At 68.6% G+C, this 25,592-nt stretch carries 24 protein-coding genes and 2 pseudogenes; 13 read left to right on the top strand and 13 right to left on the bottom strand.

All coding sequences use genetic code 11. The annotated features are described in order from the left end of the window. The first annotated feature begins 47 nt into the window (after positions 1 to 47). The 6 genes from ruvA (at position 48) to RE421_RS11935 (ending at position 7,676) form a co-directional block, all read left to right on the top strand. Positions 48 to 689, top strand: coding sequence for a Holliday junction branch migration protein RuvA (gene ruvA, locus RE421_RS11960; protein ID WP_309810133.1), 642 nt, complete (start codon positions 48 to 50; stop codon positions 687 to 689). 18 nt (positions 690 to 707) lie between these two features. Continuing rightward, the gene (gene ruvB / locus RE421_RS11955; RefSeq protein WP_309810131.1) at positions 708 to 1,832 is read left to right on the top strand and encodes a Holliday junction branch migration DNA helicase RuvB; all 1,125 of its coding nucleotides are present in this window, start codon (positions 708 to 710) and stop codon (positions 1,830 to 1,832) included. Between the two features lie 49 nt (positions 1,833 to 1,881). Beyond that, on the top strand, positions 1,882 to 2,361 hold the full coding sequence (gene yajC, locus RE421_RS11950; RefSeq protein ID WP_309810128.1) for a preprotein translocase subunit YajC: 480 nt from the start codon (positions 1,882 to 1,884) through the stop codon (positions 2,359 to 2,361). Positions 2,362 to 2,410: 49 nt separating this feature from the next. After that, entirely contained in the window at positions 2,411 to 4,156 is a 1,746-nt protein-coding gene (gene secD, locus RE421_RS11945; protein WP_309810125.1) for a protein translocase subunit SecD, read from the top strand. After that, positions 4,153 to 5,154 (top strand): protein translocase subunit SecF, encoded by a 1,002-nt coding sequence (gene secF / locus RE421_RS11940; RefSeq protein WP_309810122.1) that lies wholly within the window; start codon positions 4,153 to 4,155, stop codon positions 5,152 to 5,154. The genes secD and secF overlap by 4 nt, the downstream gene beginning before the upstream one ends. 98 nt (positions 5,155 to 5,252) lie before the next feature. Beyond that, a complete protein-coding gene (locus RE421_RS11935) occupies positions 5,253 to 7,676 on the top strand; it encodes a bifunctional (p)ppGpp synthetase/guanosine-3',5'-bis(diphosphate) 3'-pyrophosphohydrolase (protein ID WP_309810119.1) in 2,424 nt (807 codons plus the stop codon). On the opposite strand, the gene RE421_RS11930 is transcribed toward RE421_RS11935, so the two are convergent. Both RE421_RS11930 and RE421_RS11925 read right to left on the bottom strand, forming a co-directional pair. Beyond that, positions 7,634 to 8,296, bottom strand: a complete 663-nt coding sequence (locus RE421_RS11930) for a hypothetical protein (RefSeq protein ID WP_309810116.1) — start codon at positions 8,294 to 8,296, stop codon at positions 7,634 to 7,636. The genes RE421_RS11935 and RE421_RS11930 overlap by 43 nt on opposite strands. Before the next feature lie 70 nt (positions 8,297 to 8,366). Next, the gene (locus RE421_RS11925; RefSeq protein WP_309810113.1) at positions 8,367 to 10,016 is read right to left on the bottom strand and encodes a DUF349 domain-containing protein; all 1,650 of its coding nucleotides are present in this window, start codon (positions 10,014 to 10,016) and stop codon (positions 8,367 to 8,369) included. Between the two features lie 146 nt (positions 10,017 to 10,162). Here RE421_RS11925 and hisS point away from each other — a divergent pair, with 146 nt between their 5' ends. Then, positions 10,163 to 11,527 (top strand): histidine--tRNA ligase, encoded by a 1,365-nt coding sequence (gene hisS, locus RE421_RS11920; protein ID WP_309810108.1) that lies wholly within the window; start codon positions 10,163 to 10,165, stop codon positions 11,525 to 11,527. Here hisS and RE421_RS11915 read toward each other — a convergent pair. Next, positions 11,524 to 12,111 (bottom strand): TetR/AcrR family transcriptional regulator, encoded by a 588-nt coding sequence (locus tag RE421_RS11915; RefSeq protein WP_309810106.1) that lies wholly within the window; start codon positions 12,109 to 12,111, stop codon positions 11,524 to 11,526. The genes hisS and RE421_RS11915 overlap by 4 nt on opposite strands. A gap of 171 nt (positions 12,112 to 12,282) precedes the next feature. Here RE421_RS11915 and RE421_RS11910 point away from each other — a divergent pair. Continuing rightward, positions 12,283 to 13,347: pseudogene (locus tag RE421_RS11910) on the top strand (MFS transporter); the annotation flags it as partial. 20 nt (positions 13,348 to 13,367) lie between these two features. Here the strand turns inward: RE421_RS11910 and RE421_RS11905 are convergent. After that, on the bottom strand, positions 13,368 to 13,718 hold the full coding sequence (locus RE421_RS11905; RefSeq protein ID WP_309810100.1) for a VOC family protein: 351 nt from the start codon (positions 13,716 to 13,718) through the stop codon (positions 13,368 to 13,370). Positions 13,719 to 13,802: 84 nt separating this feature from the next. On the opposite strand from RE421_RS11905, the pseudogene RE421_RS11900 reads away from it, so the two are divergent. Next, positions 13,803 to 14,366 (top strand): annotated as a pseudogene (locus tag RE421_RS11900) (dihydrofolate reductase family protein). 43 nt (positions 14,367 to 14,409) lie between these two features. Here the strand turns inward: RE421_RS11900 and RE421_RS11895 are convergent. Then, complete coding sequence (locus RE421_RS11895) at positions 14,410 to 15,282, bottom strand: S-layer homology domain-containing protein (RefSeq protein WP_309810095.1); 873 nt, start codon at positions 15,280 to 15,282, stop codon at positions 14,410 to 14,412. Between the two features lie 3 nt (positions 15,283 to 15,285). Then, positions 15,286 to 15,432: a hypothetical protein gene (locus RE421_RS11890; protein ID WP_309810092.1), complete on the bottom strand. Its 147-nt coding sequence runs from the start codon at positions 15,430 to 15,432 to the stop codon at positions 15,286 to 15,288. Between the two features lie 514 nt (positions 15,433 to 15,946). Here RE421_RS11890 and RE421_RS11885 point away from each other — a divergent pair. Next, on the top strand, positions 15,947 to 16,291 hold the full coding sequence (locus tag RE421_RS11885) for a hypothetical protein (protein ID WP_309810088.1): 345 nt from the start codon (positions 15,947 to 15,949) through the stop codon (positions 16,289 to 16,291). Positions 16,292 to 17,001: 710 nt separating this feature from the next. Here the strand turns inward: RE421_RS11885 and RE421_RS11880 are convergent. Both RE421_RS11880 and RE421_RS11875 read right to left on the bottom strand, forming a co-directional pair. Beyond that, positions 17,002 to 17,244, bottom strand: coding sequence for a toxin (locus RE421_RS11880; protein WP_309810086.1), 243 nt, complete (start codon positions 17,242 to 17,244; stop codon positions 17,002 to 17,004). Beyond that, positions 17,241 to 17,474: a CopG family transcriptional regulator gene (locus RE421_RS11875; RefSeq protein ID WP_309810083.1), complete on the bottom strand. Its 234-nt coding sequence runs from the start codon at positions 17,472 to 17,474 to the stop codon at positions 17,241 to 17,243. The genes RE421_RS11880 and RE421_RS11875 overlap by 4 nt, the downstream gene beginning before the upstream one ends. 246 nt (positions 17,475 to 17,720) lie before the next feature. Here RE421_RS11875 and RE421_RS11870 point away from each other — a divergent pair, with 246 nt between their 5' ends. Together RE421_RS11870 and RE421_RS11865 are read left to right on the top strand one after the other, a co-directional pair. After that, positions 17,721 to 18,245, top strand: a complete 525-nt coding sequence (locus tag RE421_RS11870; RefSeq protein WP_309810080.1) for a hypothetical protein — start codon at positions 17,721 to 17,723, stop codon at positions 18,243 to 18,245. A gap of 153 nt (positions 18,246 to 18,398) precedes the next feature. Then, positions 18,399 to 19,541 (top strand): calcium/sodium antiporter, encoded by a 1,143-nt coding sequence (locus RE421_RS11865; RefSeq protein WP_309810078.1) that lies wholly within the window; start codon positions 18,399 to 18,401, stop codon positions 19,539 to 19,541. A gap of 581 nt (positions 19,542 to 20,122) precedes the next feature. On the opposite strand, the gene RE421_RS11860 is transcribed toward RE421_RS11865, so the two are convergent. Both RE421_RS11860 and RE421_RS11855 read right to left on the bottom strand, forming a co-directional pair. After that, positions 20,123 to 21,022, bottom strand: a complete 900-nt coding sequence (locus RE421_RS11860) for a sulfite exporter TauE/SafE family protein (protein WP_309810075.1) — start codon at positions 21,020 to 21,022, stop codon at positions 20,123 to 20,125. Between the two features lie 93 nt (positions 21,023 to 21,115). Further along, entirely contained in the window at positions 21,116 to 21,706 is a 591-nt protein-coding gene (locus tag RE421_RS11855) for a rhodanese-like domain-containing protein (protein ID WP_309810072.1), read from the bottom strand. A gap of 130 nt (positions 21,707 to 21,836) precedes the next feature. On the opposite strand from RE421_RS11855, the gene RE421_RS11850 reads away from it, so the two are divergent. After that, positions 21,837 to 22,094: a metal-sensitive transcriptional regulator gene (locus RE421_RS11850; RefSeq protein ID WP_309810070.1), complete on the top strand. Its 258-nt coding sequence runs from the start codon at positions 21,837 to 21,839 to the stop codon at positions 22,092 to 22,094. 147 nt (positions 22,095 to 22,241) lie between these two features. Here the strand turns inward: RE421_RS11850 and RE421_RS11845 are convergent, their stop codons facing one another. From RE421_RS11845 to RE421_RS11835, 3 genes are all read right to left on the bottom strand, one after another. Next, entirely contained in the window at positions 22,242 to 23,681 is a 1,440-nt protein-coding gene (locus tag RE421_RS11845; protein WP_309810067.1) for an MBL fold metallo-hydrolase, read from the bottom strand. Positions 23,682 to 24,292: 611 nt separating this feature from the next. Continuing rightward, a complete protein-coding gene (locus tag RE421_RS11840; protein WP_115930695.1) occupies positions 24,293 to 24,631 on the bottom strand; it encodes a cell wall metabolism sensor histidine kinase WalK in 339 nt (112 codons plus the stop codon). 45 nt (positions 24,632 to 24,676) lie between these two features. Further along, entirely contained in the window at positions 24,677 to 25,582 is a 906-nt protein-coding gene (locus tag RE421_RS11835) for an NADP-dependent oxidoreductase (RefSeq protein ID WP_115930694.1), read from the bottom strand. Between the last annotated feature and the right edge of the window lie 10 nt (positions 25,583 to 25,592).

Here is a 25,592-nt window from a genome sequence, read left to right as displayed (position 1 = left end):
GGCTAGGGTCTTCGGAGATACGTTCGAACCAAGCTAGCGAGTTGAGCATGATTTCCTCCCTGACCGGCACCGTCGAGTCCGTGGCCCTGAACCACGCCGTCATCACCGTGTCCGGATTCGGCATGAGGTTCTCCGCCACCCCCCAGACCCTCGCGGGCCTGCACGTGGGCGAGCCGGGCCGGGTGCTGACCTCCATGGTGGTGCGGGAGGACTCGATGACGCTCTTCGGCTTCGCCACCGAGGACGAGCGCGAGGTCTTCGACGTGCTGCTCGGGGTCTCCGGCGTGGGGCCGCGGCTGGCCCTGGCCGTGCTGGCCGTGCATGACCCCGAGGCCGTCCGGGTGGCCGCCTCCACGGGGGACGACAAGGCCTTCACCAAGGTCCCGGGCATCGGCCCCAAGGGGGCCCGGCGCATCGTGCTGGAGCTGACGGACAAGCTGGTCCCCACCGGGGCCCCGGTGGCCGCCGGCGCGGACGGGGACCCGGCCGGCGCCGTGGAGCAGCCGTGGATGGACCGCGTGCTGGAGGCCCTCACCGGCCTGGGGTGGACCGAGAAGGACGCGGAGAAGGCCGTGCGGGACACCGTCCGGCACGAGCCGGGACTGGAGGAGTCCGGTGACGTGGCCAGCGTGCTGAAGGCGACCCTGCGGCACCTGGGCCAGGGCCAGTCCTCCCGGTCCGGACGCTAGGACGCGGGGGAGCGGCGCATGACGGAACAGCCAGACGGCCGGATCGTGGCAGGGGGAGCCGAGGGCGAGGAACGCGACCTCGAGGCGGCCCTGCGGCCCAAGAACCTCGACGACTTCGTGGGCCAGCAACGCGTCCGCCGGCAGCTCTCCCTGGTGCTGGAAGCGGCCCGGATGCGCGGGCGCAGCGCGGACCACGTGCTGATGTCCGGCCCGCCCGGCCTCGGCAAGACCACGCTGGCCATGATCATCGCCGCGGAGATGAACGCGCCCCTGCGGATCTCCTCCGGCCCGGCCATCCAGCACGCCGGTGACCTCGCCGCCATCCTCTCCTCCCTGACCGAGGGCGAGGTGCTGTTCCTGGACGAGATCCACCGGATGTCCCGCCCGGCCGAGGAGATGCTCTACATGGCCATGGAGGACTTCCGCGTGGACATCGTGGTGGGCAAGGGCGCCGGGGCCACCTCCATCCCCCTGGAGATCCCGCCCTTCACCCTGGTGGGCGCCACCACGAGGGCCGGGCTGCTGCCGGGGCCGCTGCGGGACCGATTCGGGTTCACCGGGCACCTCGAGTTCTACAGCACGGAGGAGCTCGAGCTGGTGCTGCGCCGCTCGGCCCTGCTGCTGGACATGAAGGTCAACTCGGCGGGCTTCACCCAGATCGCCAGCCGGTCCCGGGGCACCCCCCGCATCGCCAACCGGCTGCTGCGCCGGGTGCGGGACTGGGCCCTGGTCGGCGGGCTGGAGCAGGTGGACTCCCGTGCCGCCTCCGCCGCCCTGGAGATGTACGAGGTGGATGAGAAGGGCCTGGACCGCCTGGACCGCTCCGTGCTCCAGGCGCTGTGCACCAAGTTCGCCGGGGGGCCGGTCGGCCTGTCCACGCTGGCCATCGCGGTGGGGGAGGAGACCGAGACGGTGGAGACCGTGGCCGAGCCCTTCCTCGTCCGCGAGGGCCTGCTCGGGCGCACCCCGCGAGGTCGCATCGCGATGCCCGCCGCCTGGGAGCACCTGGGGCTCACGCCGCCACCCGAGTCGCCGGGTGCCGCCTTCTGGACCGTGGCCGGGTCGACCGGCCGGGACGGGGCCGGGCCGCGTGACGACGCGGCCGGGCAGACGGACACGCTGTTCGGTCCGGGCACCCCGTAGACTGGCCGGGTTGCCCTGTGCCCCGACCCTGGAATGTGGTGTCCCCGACGTGACCCAGCTGATTGCCCCGACCACCGTCTCGATCGTCGCCGAAGGCGCGAACCCGGAAGGCGGCGGCGGAATGCCCTTCGATCCCTTCCTGCTGCTCATGCTGGTGGTCTTCGGCTTCCTGATCTTCAGCATGTTCCGCCGCAGCAAGAAGGCCCAGCAGCAGCAGCGCCAGCTGCATGACACCCTCGGCCCCGGCGTGGAGGTCATGACCACCATGGGCCTGTTCGGCACCATCCTGTCCGTGGACAAGGAGGAGAACAAGGCCGTCATCGAGATCTCCCCGGGCAACACCGCCACCGTGCACCTGCAGGCCATCGGCAAGGCCGTGGATCCCGTGGCCGCCGCAGCGGCGTCCGAGGGTGGGAGCTCCGTGCCGGACACCACCGTCCCGGACTCCCCGGCCGGCCTGGAGGAGAACCCGAGCCGCCAGGACGAGAACGGCCCGGACGAGCAGCGTCCCGGCACCGAGCGTCCCTGAGCGCGCTGATCCCCTCCTGAGTCCCGACTGATCGAAAGCCGCATCCTCCATGGCAGATAAGACCCCCCGGGGACGCGCCAAGCGCACCCTCTGGTGGCTCGCCGGCCTGACCGTCGTCCTCGCGGCGATCCTCGGCGCAGGCGTGTTCACCGGCCAGGCCCAACTGGCCCCCAAGCTGGCCCTCGACCTGGAGGGTGGCACGCAGATGGTGCTCGCCCCCGAGGCCACGGGTGGGCAGGACGTGTCGGCCGAGCAGCTGGATCAGGCGGTGGAGATCATCCGCCAGCGCGTGGACGGCTCCGGCGTCGCCGAGGCGGAGATCACCACCCAGGGCGGCTCCAACGTGGTGGTCTCCCTCCCGGGCATCCCGGACGAGGAGACGCGCGCGCTGATCCAGGCGTCCGCCAACATGGAGTTCCGGCCGGTCATCACCCGGGGGCCGTTCACGGCGACCCCGGAGGAGGAGCGCACCCCGGTGGAGGAGTTCCCGGAACCCACCGCCGAGCCGGAGAACGGCTCCGACCCGAACTGGATCACCCCGGAGCTGGCCGCCGAGTTCGAGGCCTATGACTGCCCCGCCGTGCTGGGAGACCCCAACCGTGAGGACCTGCCGCAGGACGAGGCCGCGATCGTGTGCGACCCGGACCAGGGCGTGAAGTACATCGTCGGCCCCGTGGAGGTGCCGGGCACGGACATCGCCGACGCCGACTACGGCATGGTCAACACCGCCACCGGCGTGTCCACGAACCAGTGGGCCGTCAACCTGACCTTCGACGGCGAGGGGGCGGACAAGTTCCGCGAGGTCACCCAGCGCCTGACGCCGTTCCCGGAGGGCGATCCGCGCAAGCAGTTCGCCATCGTGCTGGACGGCCAGGTGGTCTCCGCCCCGAACTCCAACGCCGTCATCACGGACGGCCGCGCGCAGATCTCCGGGAACTTCACGGAGGAGTCCGCCGCGGCCCTGGCCGAGCAGCTGAAGTACGGCGCCCTCCCGATCAGCTTCACGATCGAGTCCGAGCAGCAGATCTCCGCGACCCTCGGCGCGGACCAGCTGCGGCTGGGCCTGATCGCCGGCCTCATCGGCCTGGCCCTCGTGGCCGTGTACTCCTTCTTCCAGTACCGCGTGCTCGGACTGGTCACCATGGCCTCCCTGGTGGTGGCCGGCGTCCTGACGTACCTGGCGATCGTGCTGCTGGGGTGGTCGGACAACTACCGGCTCTCCCTGGCGGGCATCGCCGGGTTGATCGTGGCGATCGGGCTCACGGCGGACTCGTTCATCGTGTACTTCGAACGCATCAAGGACGAACTGCGGGCGGGGCGCCCGCTGCCGGAGGCCGTGGAGTACGGCTGGGCCCGGGCCAAGCGCACCATCACCGCCTCCAAGGCGGTGAACCTGCTGGCCGCCGTCGTGCTGTACTTCGTGGCCGTGGGCAACGTGCGGGGCTTCGCCTTCACCCTGGGCCTCACGGCCGTGGCGGACCTCATCGTGGTCTTCATGTTCACGCACCCGGTCATGCAGTTGCTGGCCCACACCCGCTTCTTCGGCGGCGGGCACAAGGCCTCCGGGCTGGACCCGTCCCTGCTCGGCGTGGAGCCGCTCTACCAGGGCGCCGGACGCATCCGCGAGTTCAAGCCGGCGGCCACGGCCGCCCGGCCCAGGAAGAACCAGAAGTCATCCAAGGAAGCGGTGAAGCGCCAGACCATCGCCGAACGCCGCCGCGAGGAGCGGATGGCCGCCGTCGGCCTGTCCGCCGGCCCTGACGCCGCCACGGACCGGACGGAGGAGCAGAAGTGAGTGCACTGGCCCAGTGGGGCAACCGGCTCTACACCGGCAAGACGTCCTACCCCTTCGTCAAGAAGTGGAAGCTCTGGTTCTCGCTCGCCGCCATCCTGCTGGTGATCGCCGGGGGCCTCACCCTGGCCCGGGGCGGCTTCAACCTCGGCATCGACTTCCGCGGCGGCTCCGAGTTCACCGTGTCCGCCGTGCAGAACACGGACGTGGCCCCCGGCGAGCAGGCCGTCACGGACGCCGTCCCCGAGGCCGAGGCCACCGTCACGAACATCGCCCCGGGCACCATGCGGATCCAGACGGACCGGCTGGACGACGAGCAGACCCTGGCGGTGGCGGAGAACCTGCAGTCCGCCTACGGGGTCGAGCAGGACCGGGTGACCTCCAACTTCGTGGGTCCCACCTGGGGGCAGAACATCTCCGAGCAGATGGGGATCGGCCTGGTCATCTTCATCGTGCTGGTGACCCTGCTGATGGCCCTGTACTTCCGGACGTGGAAGATGTCCCTGGCCGCGGTGATCGGGCTGTTCTACGTGGTGGCCCTGACGGCCGGGATCTACGGCTCCACAGGATTCGAGGTCACGCCCAGCGCCATCATCGGCTTCCTCACCATCCTGAGCTACTCGCTCTATGACACGGTGGTGGTGTTCGACAAGATCCGGGAGAACGCACAGGACTACCACGACGACTCGTCCCGGACCTTCACCGAGATGGTCAACCTGGCGATCAACCAGACCCTGGTCCGCTCCATCAACACCTCGATGGTGGGCATCCTGCCGGTGGGCTCCATCCTGTTCATCGGCGCCTTCCTGCTCGGCGCGGGCACCCTGCAGGACATCGCCCTGGCGATCTTCGTGGGCGTCATCGTCGGCACCCTGGCCACGATCTTCATCCAGGCCCCGCTCTACGCGCTGCTGCGGCGCAACGAGCCGGGCATCAAGGAGGCGGACGCGAAGGTCCTGGACCGGCGCGATCACGAGGACGAGGTCCCCGTCACCGCCTGATCGGCGCGGGCACTAGAATGGGCCACTACCTCCCGTGCGGGTGGCAGGACAGCGGGGCGGCGCCAGGGTAGGCGCTGACCGCGGGAAGGACGGCAACCATGGGCGAGGATTCCCGCGCGGTGCCCACGCCCCACCAGACATACTCCTCTTCCGTGCCCGGCGGCGAGGAGTCACGGACCACGACGCCGGCCGCCTTGCCCCCTGCGGTGCGGTCACCTCGTTCTGCCGGCACCCCGACGGCCGCGAGCCCCGCGGGCGCCGCGATCGTCTCCCGCCGCCCCCGGAGCCGGCTGGCCCGACTGACCGGCCGGGTCACCAACGACTACTCGCCGATCCTGGAACCGCTCGTCCGCACGCTGAAGGTGCGCCAGCCCAAAGAGGACCTCGACCTGATCATCCGCGCCTTCGAGGTGGCGGAGAAGGCGCACGCGGGCCAGAAGCGCAAGAGTGGCGATCCGTACATCACCCACCCCGTGGCGGTGGCGACCATCCTCGCCGAGCTGGGGATGACGGGGACCACCCTGGCCGGCGCGCTGCTGCATGACACGGTGGAGGACACCAGCTACTCCCTGGACCAGCTGCGGCGGGACTTCGGGGACGAGGTGGCCGTCCTGGTGGACGGGGTCACCAAGCTGGACAAGGTGAAGTTCGGGGACGCCGCGCAGGCCGAGACCGTCCGCAAGATGGTGCTGGCCATGGCGGACGACGTGCGCGTGCTCGTCATCAAGCTCGCCGACCGGCTGCACAACGCCCGGACCTGGCGGTACGTGGCCCCCGAGTCGAGCGCGCGCAAGGCCAAGGAGACCCTGGAGATCTACGCGCCCCTGGCCCACCGCCTGGGCATGAACACCATCAAGTGGGAGCTGGAGGACCTGTCCTTCGCGGCGCTGTACCCCAAGGTGTACGCGGAGATCGTCCGCCTCGTGGGGGAGCGGACCCCGGAGCGCGAGAAGAACCTCGCCGCGCTGCGCGGGCAGATCGAGAAGGACCTGAAGGAGGCCCGGGTGCGGGCCACGGTGACGGGCCGCCCGAAGCACTTCTACTCGATTTACCAGAAGATGATCGTCCGCGGGAAGGACTTCGACGAGATCCACGACCTCACCGGCGTGCGCGTGCTCGTGGACTCGGTCCGGGACTGCTACGGGGCCCTCGGCGTCCTGCACTCGAAGTGGAGCCCGCTGCCGGGCCGCTTCAAGGACTACATCGCCATGCCCAAGCTGAACATGTACCAGTCGCTGCACACCACGGTGATCGGCCCCGGTGGCAAGCCCGTGGAGATCCAGCTGCGCACCCACGAGATGCACCGCCGCGCCGAGTACGGCGTGGCCGCCCACTGGAAGTACAAGGACCAGTCCGCCCACGGCGCCGCCGGCCCGGCGGAGCAGACGCCGGGGTGGCTGCGCTCGGTGATGGACTGGCAGAAGGACACCACGGACCCGAACGAGTTCCTGGACTCGCTGCGGGCCGAGATCGACGCCGCAGAGGTCTTCGTGTTCACCCCCAAGGGTGAGGTCATGGCCCTTCCGGCCGGGTCCACGCCGGTGGACTTCGCCTATGCCGTCCACACGGAGGTGGGCCACCGGACCATCGGCGCGCGGGTGAACAGCAAGCTGGTGCCCCTGAACTCCGAACTGCACCACGGCGACTGGGTGGAGATCTTCACCTCGAAGACCGAGGGTGCCGGGCCCAGCCAGGACTGGCTCGGCTTCGTCCGCAGCCCGCGGGCCCGCAACAAGATCCGGCACTGGTTCTCCAAGGAGCGCCGCGAGGAGTCCATCGAGAAGGGCAAGGAGCAGCTGACCCGGCAGCTGCGCAAGATGAACCTGCCCCTGCAGCAGATGATGGGCCCGGACTCGCTCACCGCCGTGGCCACTGAGCTGAACCTGCCGGACATCGCCACCCTGTACGCCTCGATCGGGGACAGCAACGTCTCGGTGCAGAACGTCATCGAGCACCTCGAGCGGCTGCACGCGGTGCCGGAGGCGGACGACGGCTCGCTGGACACGTCCTCGATCCCGATCACGAGCATCGCCACCCCCACCCGGACCTCGGACTCCGGCGTCATGGTCCAGGGCTCCGCGGACGTCATGGCCAAGCTGGCCCGCTGTTGCACCCCCGTGCCCCCGGACGAGATCGTCGGTTTCGTCACGCGCGGCTCCGGCGTCTCCGTGCACCGCGCGGACTGCCGGAACATCGGCCAGCTGAAGGAGGAGCCGGACCGGATGGTCGAGGTCTCCTGGGCGCCCACCCAGTCCTCGGTGTTCCTCGTGGAGATCCAGGTGGAGGCCCTGGACCGCAAGTCCCTGCTCTCGGACGTGACGCGGGTGCTGGCCGAGCACCACGTGAACATCCTGTCCGCCTCGGTGAACACCTCCCGGTCCCGCGTGGCCATCAGCAAGTTCGTGTTCGAGATGGGGGACCCGAAGTACCTGAGCCACGTGCTGTCCTCCGTCCGCCGGATCGACGGCGTCTATGACGTCTACCGGACGGCCGGCCGGAACGCCGCCCCGGCCGACGGCTGACGGCCGGCAGTCCTCGGCTCCCGGGCCAGCAGCGTCTCCAGGGCTCGGCGTGCACCGGCCATTCCGGGCCGCCTCCGGTGGTGTTCGAAGCGCTGCCGTAGGTGTTCCGCGGGGGTCATGGGCAGGAGTCGGGCGGCCGCCGTCAGGGCGTCGGCGGCCCGGGCGGGATCCTCGGCCCGCCGCAGCAGGTCCTCGACCGTCCGGGCGGCTGAGGTGCACGGCAGCCCCCAGAGGTGGATGACGTCCGCAGGGTCCTTCACCACGTCCGTCTGCTCCAGGGCCAGCCGGACGGACAGCGGCTGCAGCGGGATGCGGTGGTAGCGGTCCACGGCCGCCTCGAGCGCCAAGGGTGCCGGGCCGCCGGCCAGGACCCAGGCGGCCGTCACGCCCATGACCGCCCAGCGCCCCGTGAGCACGGGGACGGCCAGGCGGTGTGCGGCGGCGGCGCGCACCCGAGTCGGCTCCGGCCGCTGGTCGGCGGGGAGGTAGAGGTCTCCGATCATGTGGTCCACGAGTCCGGAGAGTTCCATGCCGCGCAGCTCCGGGCCGGAGTAGGGCAGGCCGGGCACCAGGAACTCCACGGGGGTCTCGGTGGGGGAGCTGGCCAAAGCGGGGGTCACCGTCCCAGCGTGGCAGAGACAGCTGTGGCCCGGCACCCGGCCGGGCCACAGCTGTGGACAACCTCAGGGATCAGCGCAGTCCCTGGGCCGACTTCTGCAGCGTCTCGAGCCAGAGCTTGCGGGCGTCCAGGGCCTCCTGGGCCTTGGCGATGGACCTGGCGTCTCCCTTGGCCTGGGCCTTGGTGAGGTCGTCCTCGAGTTCGGCGACCTTGTCCTCGAGCTGGCTGAGCGCGGAGTTCGTCCGGGCCTTGGTCTCGGGGTTGGTCTTGCGCCAGTGGTCGTCCTCCGCGGACTTCAGGCCGTCCTCCAGCTTGCGGAAGGCCGACTCCATGCGGGAGACATCCTTGCGGGGCACCCGGCCGGCGTCCTCCCAGCGTCCGCGGAGGTCGTTGAGGGCCTTGCGGGCCGCCTTCACGTCCGTCACGGGCAGCAGCTTCTGCCCCTCGGCCAGGATGGCCTCCTTGACCTTGAGGTTCTCGCCGTACTCCCGGTCGATCTCGTCGTTCTGGGACTTGCGGGCGTTGAAGAACACGTCCTGGGCGGCGCGGAAACGGGCCCAGAGGGCGTCGTCCTCCTTGCGGGAGGCACGCGGGGCGGCCTTCCACTCGTCCATCAGATCCCGGTAGGCACCGGCAGTCGGCCCCCAGTCCGTGGACGTGGAGAGCGCCTCGGCGCGGGCGATGAGCTTCTCCTTGGCCGCCTTGGCCGTCGCATTGGTGGCGTCCAGCTGGGAGAAGAAGGCACGGCGGTGCTTGTCGTGCGTGGTGCGGGCGGTGCGGAAGCGCTTCCACAGCCCGTCCTCCACCGACTTGCCCAGTCGCGGGCCGGCCTTCTGAGCGGCCTTCCAGTTCTCGAAGAGCTCGGCCATGCGGGCGCTGGCGTTCTTCCACTGCACCTGCTGCGGGTCCCTGGCGGCCATCTCCTCCGCCTCGGCCACGATCGCCTCGCGGGTGGCGAGCTGCGCCGCCTGCGCCTTCTCCAGGGCCAGCCTCTCGGCGAGCTTCAGGTCGTCCAGCCGCGTCTGCAGGGCCTCGACGCGGGCGCGCAGGGCCGGCATGTCGCCCACCATGCCGCGTTCGCCGATGGTCTGGCGCAGGTGGCCCAGGGTCTTCTGGATCTCCCCGGCCGGGGCACCGGTGGCCACGCGCTGCTCCAGCAGCATGACCTGGGAGACCACCTCGTCGTACTTGCGGGAGAAGTACGCCAGGGCCTCCTCGGGGGTGCCGTCCGGGAACTGCCCCACCGGGTGCTCCTCGCCGCCGTCGAGCAGGACGACGTGGCCGTCGTCGCTGATCCTGGCGTACGTCGCGGCCTCCTCGGGGGGCGTCGTGTAGCTCGGCGCCGGCATCGGCGCCGCGGGCGCGGCGGCGGGGGAGGCTTGACCAGGGGCGCCGGCCGGGCGCGGCAGGTTGGAGGGCTTGGGGGCCTTGCCGGGCTTCGGTGCCACCGGCACGGGCCCCGGTGCCGGTGTGGCCGCCGGGGCTGCCTCGGCGGCAGGAGCGGTCGACGCCGATTCGGCGGGGGCGGCGTTCGGTGACGGCTCGGAGATCGGCGTATCGGCGGACTCGACCGAGCCGACCGAGGCGAGGACGTCCTCGGTCTCGGCTGCGGCGGCCGGGATCTCGGCCTGCGCGACCTCTACGGGCTGCACTGCTTCGGGCTGCAGCGCCTCCTCGGACTGGGTGGACTGCTGATCGTCGGATTCTTGACTGGTGGTCACCGCTGGAACCTTCTGCTGGTGCCCTGCACCGGCGTGCGGCCGCAGGGAATAGTGGATTCGGTCCTCTCCAGCGTACCGGCTGGACCTAGAATGGGGAGCCGAAAGTCCCGCAACGGCGTCCGATCAGTCTCAACAGAAGGTGGCCCATGTCCCGCAAGGCGTCTCTGTCCGGTTTCCACGAATGGCTCCCCGCCGAGCGGATCGTGGAGCATCACGTGCTGGACACCCTGCGGAGCACCTTCGAGCTGCACGGCTTCTCCTCGATCGAGACCCGCGCCGTGGAGACCCTCGGCCAGCTGCTGCGCAAGGGCGAGATCGACAAGGAGGTCTACGCCGTCTCCCGCCTCCAGGGCGAGACCGACGCGAACGACCCGAATCGCCTGGCCCTGCACTTCGACCTGACCGTGCCCTTCGCCCGCTACGTGGTGGAGAACGCCGGGCACCTGAACTTCCCGTTCCGCCGCTACCAGATCCAGAAGGTCTGGCGGGGGGAGCGGCCGCAGGAGGGCCGGGCCCGCGAGTTCACGCAGGCGGACATCGACGTGGTGGGGGACGGCGCCCTGCCCTTCCGCTATGACGTGGACGTGGCCCTGGTGATGGCCGAGGCCCTCGGGGCGCTGCCCATCGGCGACTTCACCATCCGCATCAACAACCGCAAGCTGGCCGAGGGCTTCTACCTCGGGCTCGGCCTGCAGGACACGGCCGGGGTGCTGCGCAACATCGACAAGCTGGAGAAGATCGGCGCCGCCGAGGTCTCCCGGCTGCTGCAGTCCGAGCTCGGTGCCACGGAGGACCAGGCGGCCCAGGCCCTCGCGCTGGCGTCGATCCGCACGGAGGACACGGGGTTCGTGGAGCGGGTGCGCGCCTTGGGGGTGAGCCACGAGCTCCTGGACGAGGGCCTGGAGGAGCTGGCCGCCGTCGTCGGGGAGTTGCACCGCCGCGCCCCCGGGCGGGCCGTGGCGGACCTGTCCATCGCCCGCGGGCTCGACTACTACACCGGCACCGTCTACGAGACCGTGCTGACCGGGCACGAGCAGCTGGGCTCCATCTGCTCCGGCGGCCGGTATGACGCCCTGGCCGCCAAGGGCAACCGCACCTTCCCGGGCGTGGGGCTGTCCATCGGCGTCACCCGGCTGATGATGCGCATGTTCTCCCAGGAGATGGCGCGCGCCTCCCGCTCGGTGCCCACCGCGGTCTACGTCGCCCTGACGCACGACGACGACTGGTCGGCCGCGCAGGATACGGCCGGTGCGCTCCGGTCCCGCGGGATCCCCACCGAGGTGGCCGTCTCCGCGGAGAAATTCGGCAAGCAGATCAAGTTCGCGGACAAGCGCGGCATCCCCTTCGTCTGGTTCACCCGGACGGACGACGACGGCGCCACCGTGCACGAGGTCAAGGACATCCGCTCGGGCGAGCAGGTGCAGGCCGATCCTGCGACCTGGATGCCGCCGGCCGAGGACCTGCTGCCTCGGGTGGTGGAGCTGGGGCTCGGCGCCACGCCTGCCGGCTAGGCCGCGTCGGTGCCCGAGTCGAGGAGCACCTGCGCCGTGCGGCGTGCATGGGTGATCGGCTCTGAGGGAGCGCCCCTCAGGAGACTGCTGAGGACGCCGTTGTAGAGCAGCAGCAGCATCGAGGCCATCGCGTCTGGATCTGCACACCGAGCCCCTCGAGCCAGGTCTGCCAGCCGCGTCCGGACCTCGTGGGTGTCCTGATCGATCAGGTCGAAGACCGGGTCGCTGGTCCCTGCCTCGGGGGCAGGGCGCTCGGAAGCGGTCGCCAGGAAACAGCACCATTGCGTGGGCCCGGCTGAGGCACGGAAGGCCTCGATGGCGTCGAAGATCGCCAGCAGGCGCTCTTGGGGGCTCTCGACGGCGTTGATGGCGTGATCCCAGTGGTGGGTCCAGGCCGCAAGCCGACGGGACAGGACTTCACGCAGGAGGTTGTCCTTCGATCCGAAGTGCTTGTAGAGCGTCACGATCGCCACGTCGGCCTCTGCTGCAACCCGGTCCACGCCGGTGGCGGCGATGCCCTCATTGAAGAACAAGTGCTCTCCGGCATCGAGGATGCGGTTCCTGGTGTGCTGTGGATTGGCCATATTCGTAGTATAACGTTCGTTACAGCAAAACGAACGTTATACTCGAAGGAGCCGGGATGGCTGCAGTGTCGACGAAGGCGACCGTAGGGCACGGCTCGGGTACGGGTGCGGCCGTGGCGGGGATGCTGCTGATCGCCGCCACGTACGGGATGGCTCGCTTCGGAGTGGGGCTTTTCGCCCCGTATGGCGGCTGACCGTCCGGAACTGCTACCAGTGCTGGGATGGGCGGCCGGTGCCCAGTTCACCTCGTACGCTCTGGCGGCAACGCTGGCTGCCCGGCTCGTGGCCCACGCCCCGCGCAGGGGTTTGATCCTCGCCGGGGTGACGGCAACCATGGGTTGTCTGGGCGTGGCGGTCGCCACCGAGCCGGCACTGTTCATCATCGCGGTCTTCATCGGTGGCATGGGCGGAGGCTTTGCCTCTCCGGCCCTCGTGCCGATCATCGACAGGGTGGTAGCGCCCGGTCTCTCCTCGACCGCACAGTCCGTGGTCGATACGGGGACTGCCGTCGGCGTGATTGCCTCAGGCCTGCTGGTGTGGGCCCTCCCCGTGGTCGGACCGGCATGGTGTCTCATGGCCCTGGCCTGCGCGGCGTCCATGATCGCGATGTGGCAGTTCGTCCGAGCGCGTACTGATCTGGCCTCGACTGGATCTCGAGTGTCGCGGTCGGCTTCAGCACCGTTGATCGGGGCGTTGCGGTCCTTGGTGATCCCGGGCGTGGCGGCACTCCTCGTGGGGGCCGGGTCATCGCTGCTCTGGACGTTCGGGCCGTTGATCCTGACCGATTCTGGCCCCGTGGTGTCGGAGCAGGTCGGATGGTTGTGGATCGCGCTGGGCCTGGGCGGGCTGTTCGGCACCACGACGGGAGCTGTGGTGCAACGCATCGGGCGACGAGGCGGTTGGTATGTCTGTACCGGTGGGCTGGCGCTGGCGAGCGTCGGAATCGCGCTGTCCGTGTCCACGGGTGACCTCTGGATCGCCTACGCCAGTATGGCCGCGTTCGGAGCCGGGTATATGGGTCTGACCACGGTTCTCATCCTCTGGGCCCGCCAGGCGTGGACGGAGAATCCCGGCGTCGGAACCACTGTACTCTTTATCGCCCTGGCCACTGGTCAGGCGCTCGGGTCCGTCGGTTTCGGTGCTGCTCAAGGGCTGTTGACCCCGGGCCCACTGGCCGTGCTGGTTGCAGGCCTGTGTCTGGGTGGGGGTCTCGCCGCGGTGGCGGGGAGGCGCTAGGAGCATCTGGTTCCCGGCCGTCAGAGGACGGCTCCGAGAATGACCAGATTCCCCTGGGGATCCCTGGTCCGGGCCACGCGCTCACCCCACGGCTGGTCTTCGGGCTCAGAGACCACCGGCGCACCCGACGTGCCCAGCGCTGCGAGCGTCGCATCGACGTCATCGACGTAGACCCAGAGGCTGAAGGCGTCCTCTCTGCTCTCGCCGCTGGAGCCAAGACCGATACTTGAACCGCCGCGCTCCGTCGTCACGAATCCGGGCTCACCTTCGGGCGGGAACTGATAGGTCTGCGAGAACCCGAGCTGCTCGTAGAAGGCACGCGTCGCTGTCAGATCCCGGACGCTGAGGATGGGAAACGCCTCGTCATGCATGAACGCAGTATCCCAGCGCGGTCACGGGTACGGAAGGTCCTCGGGACCTGGTGCCGCGGGCGGTGGACGGTGGATGCTGGGGCCATGCGGAAACTGACCTTCGGCATGAACGTGAGCCTGGACGGCTACATCGCGGCGCCGGGCGACGACCTCGACTGGAGCGTGCCGAGCGACGAGCTGTTCCAGTGGTGGTCCGACCGGGTGGGGGCGACGGGCCTGGCGCTGTACGGTCGCAGGCTGTGAGAGAGGATGAGCTCACACTGGCCGACCGCCGACCAGCAGCCCGGCGCCACGCCGGCGCAGATCGAGTTCGCCCGCCGCTGGCTGGCCATGCCGAAGGTGGTGTTCTCCTCGACGACCGGGACTGTCGACTGGAACGCCCGCCTGGTCACCGGCGACGCCGTCACCGAGATCACCCGGCTCAAGGCCGGGGAGGGCGGCGACCTGGACATCGGCGGCGCCACCCTCGCCGCGGCCGCCATGCGGGCCGGGCTGGTCGACGAGTACGCGATCATCACCCACCCGGTCCTGGTGGGCGGCGGCACGCCCTTCTTCACGTCCCTGGACCGCTGGGTGAACCTGGACCTGGTGGAGACCCGGACCTTTCCCGACGGCGTGCTCCTGACCAGGTATGAGACGCGGTGCTGAAGACCCGGCTGGCCCGCTGCCTGGTCCGCGATAAGGCCAGAGGCTACTCCACGATGCCGTTGCCGCGGTTGGCTCCGGAGTAGACCTTCTCGAGGCGGTGCAGCATCACGAGCATTTCACCGCGGGTGATCGTGGCGTGGGGCCGGAAGGTCTTGTCGGCGTAGCCAGTGGTGAAACCGTTGGACGCCATCCAGGAGATCTCCGGGAAGAACGACGTCCCGGGTCTGGAGTCCTTGAACGTGGAGGCCTGGGGCGAGGAATGGACCGGTGAACCGGCCAAGCGGTAGAGGAAAGCCGAGGCCTGCCCGCGGGTCACCTTCTGGGCGGGTCGGAACGTCCCATCCGCTCGGCCGTTGATGACCCCGATCTGGGACAACAGGCTGATTTCCACGGAGTACTGCCGGGCCGCCGGCACATCGTGGAACCGGGGCCGGATCGAAGGCTCCCAGCGTCGCCAGTCGATGTTGAAGTTCTGCTCGCCGTCGATCTTGTTCGTGGTCGGGACCTTGCCCCAGCGGGCCAGCGAGACCGCCATCTCCTCGCGCGTGACGGTCTGGGCCTGGCGGATCTTCCCATCCTTGCCTCCGGTCGCGATCCCGTTCGCCGCGGCCCATTGGGTGGGCTCGTAGAAGGCGTGGCCGGTGCCGATGTCGGTGAAGACTGACGGGCTCCCGCAGCGGGCGGGCAGGTCCTTGTACCGGAACAGCTCGTCGGCGTTGTCCCACTCGGAGATCTCCTGGGTCACCGGCACCGTCCGCTCAGGGCCGGTGCCGTCCCCATCGCCGGGCCCGCCATAGGTCACCATGAAGCGATCGGGGCCTTCGATGAGCACGGGGGTGCCCACGGCCAGGCAGTCGTAGTCGATCCAGTGCCAGGTCCTGCCGTGGAAGTACGTCCGATCGACGCCGTAGTCCATCGGTTAAGCCTTGCCTTTGATCCAGGCGGTGAGCTCGGCGTTCTCCGTGGCACAGCCCGAGAAGTAGGTGATCTCGCCTTTCCCCTGCGGGTTGGGGTGCCCCACGGGAAGCGGGTCCCAGGGCGGGTCGAAGGCCTCTGTGAAGTGCACGCAGTCGGTACTGGGTGTCCAATAGTGGTCCGGATTCCTCACCCACTCCGGGGTCGCGTAGTAGATCCGGGGATCTGTCGAATCCGCGGGGACGTGCGCTGCCGCGGCCGGTGTGGCCAACCCAGCGAACCCGGCCGACAACGCAATGACGGATCCCCTCGCGAGGATTGAACGCACTGAGGGTCGGCGAAACCAAGAGAACACGGGCCGGTCCTTCCCTGTGAGACGCCAAGTATCACATGCCGGCGGTGTCCTCGGGAATGGGCTGGCCCCAGCACGACCATTGGTCCGGGGGCTCCGGAATTGGCAGTGGTCTTCGCAGGTGTGTCGACCGGAACACCAGCTTCAGGCCGAAGTGATGACCTACAGTCGATTCAACGCCACACAACGGAGGCAGACCATGAGACCCCGGGATCCAGCGCTCGCAGTGATCGCGCTGTCGGCTCTCGTGGTCCTGGCCTTGACCGGTTGCATCACTGACACCGAACCGTCCAGACCCGTAGAAACCGCAACAGTGAGCGTTGAGGCCAGCCCGACAACGTCGGACACCGGTGAGCCGGATGAGGTACTGGTCTCCCGCGACGATCTGACGTTCACTGCTGGGACGTACAGCTCACTGTCCGAATGGCCGGACATTCTCCGCCAGGGCACGCTCAGGGCAGACAGCGACGACTGCCTGGTCCTTGAGGACCAGTCGGGTATCCACCCGGTGCTGTTCCCTCGCGGCACCTTCGTCGAGCATGATGGCACGATCCATGTTCCGGGGGAGTTCGTGGTCCGTCCGGTGGGGTGGGAGGACGAACACGGTCAACCCCTTCAGTATCGGGTCGGCTCGACGATCAGCGGTGGTGGGCCTTAGGTCAGCGCCGAGCAAGCTCGAAACGGAATCGAGGACATCGTCCTGCCGGGAGGGTGCTACGACACTGCGACGGTCTCGTTCTATCTCTGGGTTCCCTAGGTCTAGGAGCACACTCCACACACGGGTTACCGCACCAGGAGGCTCTCGTGGATCTGCGTCCACCCCTCGGCGGCGAGGCCGGTGGTATCGGTCCCGTCGCGAACCACTCTGGCCTCCGTTCCGGCGACGTCGAGTGTCACCGCCTGGGTTGCGTCACCCGAAGGTCCACCGCAGGCAGTCGACTTCCGCGCTCGAGGTTCCGGAGACGCGAAGTACCGTCTGAGCACTCGCTATCGGCGAAAATTCCGGGCGGAGCACGAGGTTCACCGATACCGCCCCGTTCAGGGATCCACATACGGGGTAGTGGCCGAGACGTGTGCAAGCCGCTCTCATCATCGGGGATCATTGCTGAATGAAACACGGGACCCGTGGGCGGTCAGGTCTTGCTGATCGGTTGAGCATCGGGCGTACCCGATAAGCAGTGCGCTCATGGCGCACCTCCAAAAAGGTTGACTCGGCCGAACCCGGAGTGGCTCGCCTCGAGCGTCGAGCATCACCCGACCCTGTCACCCAGCGCCTACCACCCTCGGAACGGCAAGGTTCAACGATCTACCCCTCAAGGAGCCCTCAGCGGCACATGCGACCGCTCCGCAGCAAGAACGCGACTGTGATTAGGGCAAAAGGTCCCAGTACTGTCTTCTGGCGGGCATGGCATGGATCACCAGCTGCTCGCCACTTTCAAAGACCAGCACAACGGTCTCAAGCAAGCGGGCCCGGGTGTCGAAGCCAAGCCGCAACTCACGATGCGGCCAGTCATCTTCCTCAAGGGGTTCGATCCACTGGCACCAGTCGGCTGCCTGGGCCGCATCTTCGGGCAGTACGCCGTGCTTGAGTGCGCTGGCGTGGACCTTCACGCGACGAAGTCAGTCAGAGCGCGGCGGATCGCCTCCGAACGTGACAGGTGCTCTCGCTCAGCCGCTTCGTCCAGTGCTGCGACCTCCTCGGCGGTGAGGCGAACGGCAACGACCTGCATCGGCTCAGCACCGCGACCGGGGCGACCGCGTCCGCGACGCTTCAAATCTTCGACGTCGTAACCGGCTTCGGCCTCATCTGCCCACTTCTTGATCTGCTCGTCACTGACCATCAACAAATCGTATAACGAAAATAGTCTGTGCAGTAGAGGAAGCTTCTCAACCCGAGTCATTGGCGGGCACCGCTCTACTGAGGCCGGTCCGGTTGGAGATCCCCTTAAGAACCGTGGGGCGATATTCGGTTGACTGCACCTTGTGTTGGTCCGTGTGGGGCACTGGGGCGGCGGCGGTAGGATCCGCTCATGGGGGACGCTCGAGTAGCTGAAGCGCATCACCGACGCCTGCCTGGAACACCGCGCGTGGTCGGAGAGATGCGGCGTTGGCATGCGAGCCTGTTGCTGGCCTGTTCGGCGGTGGGGTGCCTGGCCGGGGTTCTGTCCCCCACGTTGTGGGTCAACTGGTCGGGGTCGCCCCTGGCAGTTGTAGCGGCCTTTCCGGTGGTGGCCTTGGCGGGTTCAGTGATCCTGGCCAGCCTGACTGGTCAGCTCGGCACTGGCCTGCTACTCCTGGTCGGAGCCGTCGGAGTGAGCGTGCCGTTACTGATGCTGAGTTGGTTCACCGTGGGGCCCAGCGCCCTGGTGGGCTTGTGGATGCTCGGGGCCGGCCTATTGTCCTGGTCTGACAGGCGATCGCGGGCTGCGGTGGTGCGATCCGGTGCTCTCGTTCTGGTCGCCGGCCTGGGCCAGATAGCGGCGTGGTGGTTCGTACCCGCCGCCCCGGAGGCCGCAGCGGTCGTCCTCAACGTCCTGATTGTCGGCTTCCTCGCGTGGCAGGCCCTGCGCTGTGCCCCGGCGGCTATGCCTGCAGATCACCAGAGCATCTAGCCGATCCATACCCAGCTCACCGAGACCAGGCCGGTCACGAGTCTGAGGTGTAAGCATCGGTCCCTGTCTCGCAGAACGATCCTCATGCGGGTGCTCAACCGGGTCGATGGAGTGCTCATCGCGACTCGGGTTGTGATCCGTACACTCCTACTTATGGACCTTCTAGACCTGGGGCGGATCATTGTCGGGTTGGTGCTGCTGGTGCTGGGCGGGGAGTTACTGGTGCGAGGGGCCTCCGCCTTGGCTCGTCGAGCGGGGGTTTCCTCCCTGGTGGTCGGGCTCACCGTGGTCTCGGCGGCCACGTCGGCGCCCGAGCTTTCGGTGAGTATCGGTGCGGTCCTGCGCGACGAACCCGGACTGGCGGTGGGCAATGTGGTCGGCAGCAACATTGCTAACGTCTTGCTCATTCTCGGCCTCTCCGCTCTAGTGCTGCCGCTGGCCGCGACACAACGGTTGGTGCGCTTTGATCTCCCCCTGATGCTTTCTCTGTCCGCGGCGTTGCTGCTGGTCTGCCTCGACGGGGTGATCAGCGCGGTAGACGGGCTAATCCTGTTCGGTGCCGTGGTCGCTCACACCGTGCTGACCGTCACCATCGGCCGCAGAAGGACACAGTCCAAGGCCCCTGTTATGCAGCTGGCTGAGGGTTCCCTGGGTATCGGCACCTCCGCCCAGGCCCAGAAATTGCCTGTGGCCTCGAGCGGAAAGTCGATTCTGCTCGTGGTGTTCGGAGTTGCTCTCCTGGTAACCGGGGCCACGCTCCTCGTCGAGGGCGCGGTGAACACCGCCACCACGCTCGGGGTGAGCAGCCTAGTGGTCGGTTTAACCGTCGTGGCCATCGGCACATCTCTGCCTGAGCTGGCGACTTCCCTCATCGCCGTGCGCCGTGGCGAACGTGACTTGGCGATTGGCAACGTGGTCGGCAGCAACATCTTCAACATCGGAGTCGTGCTCGGGTTGCCAGCCATGATCTCCCTCGAGGGCATTCCCGTATCCAGCGCCGCCCTGGCCTTCGATATCCCGGTGATGTTGGCGGCCGCGATCGCCTTGCTGCCCGTAGCCTTCACCGGCTTCACGGTGGCGCGATGGGAAGGCGCCCTGTTCGTAGCCCTGTATCTGGTTTACCTCGGGTATCTCATCCTGGCTGCCACCGCACACGACGCACTGGAAGGATTTACCGCCGTGATGGCATGGTTTGTCCTCCCATTGATCACGGTGACGCTGATCGCCTTCACCGCATACGAAATCGGGCTGCGTAAGGGCCGACAAGGCAGCGGTACAACCCCCCGTCCGTCCTGACCACGAGCCGCTGACTAGATCAACCCGGGCCTGTCAATACCGCGCGCCACCCAGGCACCAGATAGTCCCCCCCGATCAGCGCCAGACCCAGTGTCTAATGGCCACCTGCATGGACACCCGGCCTGTAATCCAGATGACGTCACGAGGTGGCCTGAGTATTGGATCAGAGGAATCAACTCTGCAAGCCTCCCCAGCACACTGGCCGGCCATCACCTGCACCCCAACACCGTCATAGAGCGGCTGCGCGACCTGGGCGTCAACCCCTCAGCGCCCGCAACCGAGCCATCGGTGAGCTCGTCCTCGAATGCCCGCCCTCGCTCGTTGCCGAGGTCCTTGGCTACAGCACGCAGGTGGCTTTCCTCCACGCGAGCAAGGCTGCTGAGCCATGGGCCCGATGTGCCGGCCGATCCGTCAGGTCGCCCTGAGCGTCCCGAAAGACGATCCCCATGCGGACGCGACTGAACTAGGCGGTCAAACAAGTTTGCGATAATCCGGCTATTTGTCTCTGCTATTCAAACCTCGGTGTGCGGCCGGGGTGTTCGGTCCCGCACCGGCAGCAGGAGCGGTTGATCCCGGAGTGGTCAGCCGATCGGGGCTGGTTGCGGGGTGTCGGTCTGTTTCCTGTTTCGGTGCATCGGGCAGGCCGGGATGGCGTAGCGGCACAGCAGGACCGCGGCCACCGCACCGGAGCCCAGGACGCCGACGATGGCGCTTGCGGGGGAGGGCAGTTCCTGGACCAGGACGAAGACGCCCATGGCCAGCACGAAGAAGCCGAAGCCCTCGCGCAGGATGTTCTCGGGGATGATCCCCGTCAGCTTCGCCCCGATCAGCGAACCGACGATCGCGGCGGCGGTCACCCCGGCCACGAGCCCCCAGTCGAGCTGGACGCTCGTGAGGTAGCCGCCCAGGCCCGCGAAGGACTTCATGGCGATGACCACCAGGGACGTCCCGACGGCGGCCGGCATGGACAGCCCGCCCAGCAGCACCAGCGCGGGCACCACCAGGAAGCCGCCCCCGGCGCCGACGAGCCCGGTGACCAGGCCGACCACCAGGCCCTCGAGGATGACCTTGACGACGGGCAGCTTCTTCGCCTCGTCCCCACCGGAGGAGGGGGCCTTCCTCCGGCCCCGGATCATGGCGGCCGCGGTGGCGACCATCATCAGGGCGAAGGCGATCATCAGCACGGTGCCGGGGATGTGGCCGCCCAGCAGCCCGCCGCCGAAGGCGCCCGCCATGCTCGCCACTCCGAAGACGAGGCCGGTACGCCACTTCACCCTCCCCCTGCGGGCATGGAAGACCACGCTGACCAGCGAGGTGGTGCCCACCACGAACAGCGAGGCGGCGATCGCCTCCTTGGCGGGAAGCCCGGCCACGTAGGTGAGGATTGGGACGGTAAGGATGGACCCCCCACCGCCCAGCAGGCCGAGGGAGACCCCGATCAGCACCGAGAGCGCGAGGGCGACGATGAGCGTGACGGTCATAGATGGTCCTTGGGAGTAGGCAGGGCGGGGCTGGGAAGAAAAGGGCCCGACGGCGGCGCGGAGGGGGGGTGCGCCGCCGCCGGGCGGTCTGGGTCAGCCCGCGGAGGGCAACTGCTGGATCGCGGACTGGGCGGTGGGCTCGGAGGCCGTCCTGTTCCAGGGCATCCTGGCCAGGACGTTGCCCATGGCGCAGGTGTTGGTGACGGCGGAGAAGCTCAGCCCGGCGCCGATGGCCCCGGCGAGCATGCTCACCTTGGGGGAGACGAGCTTCCCGCCCAGCATCCCGGCCAGCACGAGGGAGCCGGCGGCCAGGCGCACCTGGCGCTCCAGGGACCAGCGCTGGGCGCCGCGGACGACGTCCCCACCGGCGGCCTCGAAGGCGGGGACGCCGCCGGTGAGGACCGTGGCCTTCTCCAGGCCGGCGGTGTTCAGCCGGTGGCGGGCCTGCCCGGCGCGGACGCCGGACTGGCAGACCAGCACCACGTGGCGGTCCAGGCGCTGGGCGAGCTCGTCGGCGTGCTCGGACAGCAGCGGAAGCGGGACGTTGTAGGAACCCTTGATGTGCAGGCCCTCGAACTCCGCGGCGGAACGCACGTCCAGCACGATCAGGTCATCGTGGCGATCGATCCACTCGCGCAGAGTCGGGGCGTCGACGTCGGTCAGGGCGGGGGTGAGGGAGGTCAAGAGGCTTCTCTTCCGTTCGTCTGAATATGACTCCATGAGTCTGCCACATACCCCCTAGGGTATGCAACACACCCCCAGGGGTATAGAATGGAGGGGACTGATATCCCCTCCACGACCCGAGGAGCACCTCATGGAACTCGACACCACCGAGCTCAAGCCGATCCTCAACAGGCTTAAGCGGGCCCAGGGCCAGTTGGCCGCGGTCACCCGTATGCTCGAGGAGGGCCGCGACTGCAAGGACGTGGTCACCCAGCTGGCCGCCGTCTCCAAGGCGCTGGACCGGGCCGGGTTCGCCATCATCGCCACCGGCCTGGAGCAGTGCCTGCGCACGGAGGACGGCTCCATGGACAAGGCGGACATGGAGAAGCTCTTCCTCTCCTTGGCCTGAGGCCTGGACTGCGGTTTCCGACGCCCCCGGAGCATTGACCCGTCAATGCTCCGGGGGTTTTCGCGTGTCCGGGGGTATACAGAAGGGGCGCCCCTTCTGCGGACGGTCCGGTGGACCGGGCGACTCGTCAGCCGGTCGGCTGCCGGATCAGGCGCCGACCGGTTCCTGGGCGGTCTCCGAGGTCTCCGGCTGGACTCCGCTGCGGCGGGCCCACTCGGACCAGGCGCTGTAGCTGCCGTCGAGCTCGACGACGTCGTGTCCGGCCCGGCGCAGAGCGCTGGCGGCCACCGAGTTGCGCATCCCGGACTGGCAGTACGTCACGATGGTGCCCTCGCTGGGCAGCTGGTCCTGGTGCCACAGCACGCGGCCGGCGCTCAGCTGGCGCGAACCGGGGATGTGGCCCTCGGTGTGCTCGGTCTTGTTGCGCACGTCCAGGGCCAAGGCTGCGTCGAAGCCCTCGAGCTCCTCCGGCTGGATGATCCGCGGGGTGGTGGTCGGCAGGCCCTCGATCCCGGTGACGTACCCGGAGACGTGGTCGATGCCCACGCGCACCAGGTGGTCCCAGAACTGCTGGGCCTGCTCCTGGTCCTGGGCCAGCAGTACCAATGGGCGATCGTCCTTCTCGGGGTCGTAGGCCCAGCCGCCGTAGGTGGCCATCTTGCCCGGGGCGGGGATGCTGATCGACCCGGGAACGGTCCCGGCGTGGACCTCGTCCACGGGGCGGGTGTCCAAGAAGGTGACCTTGTCCTGCTCGAGGTCGCGGGCGACGTCCTCGATCGCCAGCTGCGGCAGCGGGGCACGATCGCCCATCACGGCCGGGCCGTCCCGGTTCTCGCGCTTCATGCGGCCGAAGTAGGCGTGGGCGTCCGGCTGGCCGGCCAGCAGTTCGTCGACGAAGCCCTGCTCATCGTCCTCGGTGACGTACTTGCCCCACCAGGCGTAGAGGCGCTCGTAGCCGACGGTAGAGGAGGGGATCGCACCCAGGGCCTTGCCGCAGGCCGAGCCGGCGCCGTGGGCCGGGTAGACCTGGACGTGGTCCGGCAGCGTCACGAACTTCTCCTTGAGGCTGCGGAACAGGTCCTTGGCACCGCCGAAGCGGGTGTCCACCCCGCCGACGGCCTCGTCCAGCAGGTCCGGGCGGCCGAGGTCGCCGGAGAAGACGAAGTCACCGGTCAGCATGTACCCCGGCTTGTCGCTGAAGGCGCCGTCGGTGACGAGGAAGGACAGGTGCTCGGGGGTGTGGCCGGGGGTGTGGACAGCCTGGACGGTGATGTTGCCGATCGTGATCTTGTCCCCGTCGTGCAGCAGGTTCGCCTCGAAGCCGTAGGTCCAGTCGGGGCCACCCTCACCGGAGACGTACATCTCGGCGCCGGTCTTGGCGGCGAGCTCGCGGGTGCCGGAGAGGTAGTCGGCGTGGATGTGGGTCTCGGTGACCGCCACGATGGTCATGCCGTTCTTCTCGGCCAGATCCAGGTAGGGGGCGAGGTCGCGACGGGCGTCGACCACGACGGCCGTGCCATTCTTCTGGCAGCCGATGAAGTAGCTGGCCTGGGCGAGGTCCTCGTCGTAGATCCGTTCAAGCAGCATGGAGTCTCCTTCGTTGGTTTACAGATACCCCCTCGGGTATCGGCTCTGAGTCGAGAGTAATACCTACGGGGGTATCCCGCAAGGAGACGCATGCTGGTAACTAATACCACCAGGGGTATATTCCGGAGGTTCGGCGATCGTTCGATTTGGTACGCCTCCGACCCTAGGACCTCAGGAGAAGGAGACACATCATGTGCCAGGCAGTGAAGTGCGCCAAGTGCGGTAAGACCACGTGGGCCGGTTGTGGCAACCACGTGGACCAGGTGATGAGGAACGTGCCGGTGTCCAACCGGTGCGCGTGCGACCGGAAGACCCCGCCGGGATGGCCGAGAGCGCACCAGCGGACCCCGGCACCAGTTGGCTGGGGCGCCTGTTCGGCCGCTGAGGCGGTGTGGGCGAGGAGCGGCAGGGCAAGTGACCCGCTAAGAGCACACGACCGCCCCAGTTATGCCACGTTCAAAATCCGACGGCACTGATGTCAGCAGTGCCTTCACTGATCCCCAGGGGGACGGCGACACTGTCCGTTTGGGGAAACACTTCAGGCGTTGCGACGTCAGTTTCGGGAGCAGAGCTCACCGCGTTCCGATCAAGGATCCGCTTGCGGGAGGGTGTCAGTGAGCCCTTCCTAAGACCGGGGCGTCGCCCCGACGAACGTTAAGGCGTGGGGCAGGGACAAGGTGAACGTCGTGGGCGTGGGCCAAGGCTTGGGAGACCGCCAGACCCAGTCCGGAGCCGGGGCCGGCCTCGCGGCCGGTGTGGGTCCGGTAGAAGCGGTTGAACACGTGCGGCAGGTGCTCGGTGGCGATCCCGTCCCCGGTGTCGGTGACGGTGATCGTCACCGCGTCGGGGGTGTTGTTGGTGTGCACGGTGATGGTGCCCCCGGCCGGGGTGTGGCGCAGGGCGTTGGCCAGCAGATTGGTCAACACCTGACCGATCCGTGCGCGGTCCATCGGCACCGGCCCCGGCTCCGGACCGGAGGTGGTGGTGGTCGTGGCTCATGGCTCGATGACCACCTTGCCGGCGGTGTGGCCGCCCTCGACGGCGGCCATCGCCTCCTGGGCGTCGGCCAGGCTGAAGCGCTGGCCCACGTTCGGATCGACGAGACCGTATTGGATGACCCCGGTGATCTTCTCCAGGGCTTCCTGGGTGCGTTTCACGCCGGCTCCGCCGAGCTCTTCCGCGGTGGCCGGGTCGGCGGTGGTGATGACGTTCTTGGGATCCTTCGCCACGGGCGCGATGTCCCGCAGCGCCTGTCCGCCGACCAGGTCGACCACCAGGTCCACGCCCTCCGGGGCGACCTCGCGCACCCGGTCGGCCGCGCCGTCGCCCGACTCGACGAAGGTGGCCCCGGTGGACTCCACGAGCTCTCTCTTCGAGGCACTGGCCACCCCGATCACCCTGTACTGGTGCACTGTGCCGATCTGGGCTGCCATCAGCCCGACGCCGCCGCCGGCCCCGAGGATGAGCAGGGACTGGCCGGGCTCGAGCTCGACCTGGTGGGTGACGTCATAGGCGGCCGTCCCGGCCACGGGGATGGCCGCGGCGTCCACGAAGGAGATCTCCTCCGGCTTCGCCACGGTCTTGGCCGCGTTCAGCACCGCGTGCTCGGCGAAGGTGCCCTGGCCCTTGGCCGGACTGCCGAGGACCTCGTTGCCCACGGCGAAGGCCTCCACGCCCTCGCCCACCGCGGTGACGATCCCGGAGGCCTCCAGGCCCATCGGCGAAGGCAGCGTGCGCTTCGTGCCGAACAGTCCCTGGCGCATCTTCGCGTCGGCCGGGTTCACGCCGGCCGCCATCACCTGGATCACGATCTCGCCGGGGCCCGGCTCGGGCACCTCGCGCTCGATGAGCTCCTGGTGCTCCGGACCGCCATAGTCCGTGAAGACCAACACCTTCGACATCTGCTTCTCC

This window comes from Citricoccus sp. I39-566, assembly GCF_031432995.1.
Classification (GTDB): domain Bacteria; phylum Actinomycetota; class Actinomycetes; order Actinomycetales; family Micrococcaceae; genus Citricoccus; species Citricoccus nitrophenolicus_A.
The sequence above is the reverse complement of the archived record's forward strand: the minus strand, read 5'-3'. Positions and strand labels throughout refer to the sequence as shown.

Excerpts from the sequence above, each read along its gene's own strand:
- ruvA (WP_309810133.1), top strand. The coding sequence starts at position 48 with ATGATTTCCTCCCTGACCGGCACCGTCGAGTCCGTGGCCCTGAACCAC.
- ruvB (WP_309810131.1), top strand. The coding sequence starts at position 708 with ATGACGGAACAGCCAGACGGCCGGATCGTGGCAGGGGGAGCCGAGGGC.
- secD (WP_309810125.1), top strand. The coding sequence starts at position 2,411 with ATGGCAGATAAGACCCCCCGGGGACGCGCCAAGCGCACCCTCTGGTGG.
- RE421_RS11935 (WP_309810119.1), top strand. The coding sequence starts at position 5,253 with ATGGGCGAGGATTCCCGCGCGGTGCCCACGCCCCACCAGACATACTCC.
- hisS (WP_309810108.1), top strand. The coding sequence starts at position 10,163 with ATGTCCCGCAAGGCGTCTCTGTCCGGTTTCCACGAATGGCTCCCCGCC.
- RE421_RS11915 (WP_309810106.1), bottom strand. The coding sequence starts at position 12,111 with ATGGCCAATCCACAGCACACCAGGAACCGCATCCTCGATGCCGGAGAG.
- RE421_RS11905 (WP_309810100.1), bottom strand. The coding sequence starts at position 13,718 with ATGCATGACGAGGCGTTTCCCATCCTCAGCGTCCGGGATCTGACAGCG.
- RE421_RS11895 (WP_309810095.1), bottom strand. The coding sequence starts at position 15,282 with ATGGACTACGGCGTCGATCGGACGTACTTCCACGGCAGGACCTGGCAC.
- RE421_RS11875 (WP_309810083.1), bottom strand. The coding sequence starts at position 17,474 with ATGGTCAGTGACGAGCAGATCAAGAAGTGGGCAGATGAGGCCGAAGCC.
- RE421_RS11865 (WP_309810078.1), top strand. The coding sequence starts at position 18,399 with ATGGACCTTCTAGACCTGGGGCGGATCATTGTCGGGTTGGTGCTGCTG.
- RE421_RS11860 (WP_309810075.1), bottom strand. The coding sequence starts at position 21,022 with ATGACCGTCACGCTCATCGTCGCCCTCGCGCTCTCGGTGCTGATCGGG.
- RE421_RS11850 (WP_309810070.1), top strand. The coding sequence starts at position 21,837 with ATGGAACTCGACACCACCGAGCTCAAGCCGATCCTCAACAGGCTTAAG.
- RE421_RS11845 (WP_309810067.1), bottom strand. The coding sequence starts at position 23,681 with ATGCTGCTTGAACGGATCTACGACGAGGACCTCGCCCAGGCCAGCTAC.
- RE421_RS11840 (WP_115930695.1), bottom strand. The coding sequence starts at position 24,631 with ATGGACCGCGCACGGATCGGTCAGGTGTTGACCAATCTGCTGGCCAAC.
- RE421_RS11835 (WP_115930694.1), bottom strand. The coding sequence starts at position 25,582 with ATGTCGAAGGTGTTGGTCTTCACGGACTATGGCGGTCCGGAGCACCAG.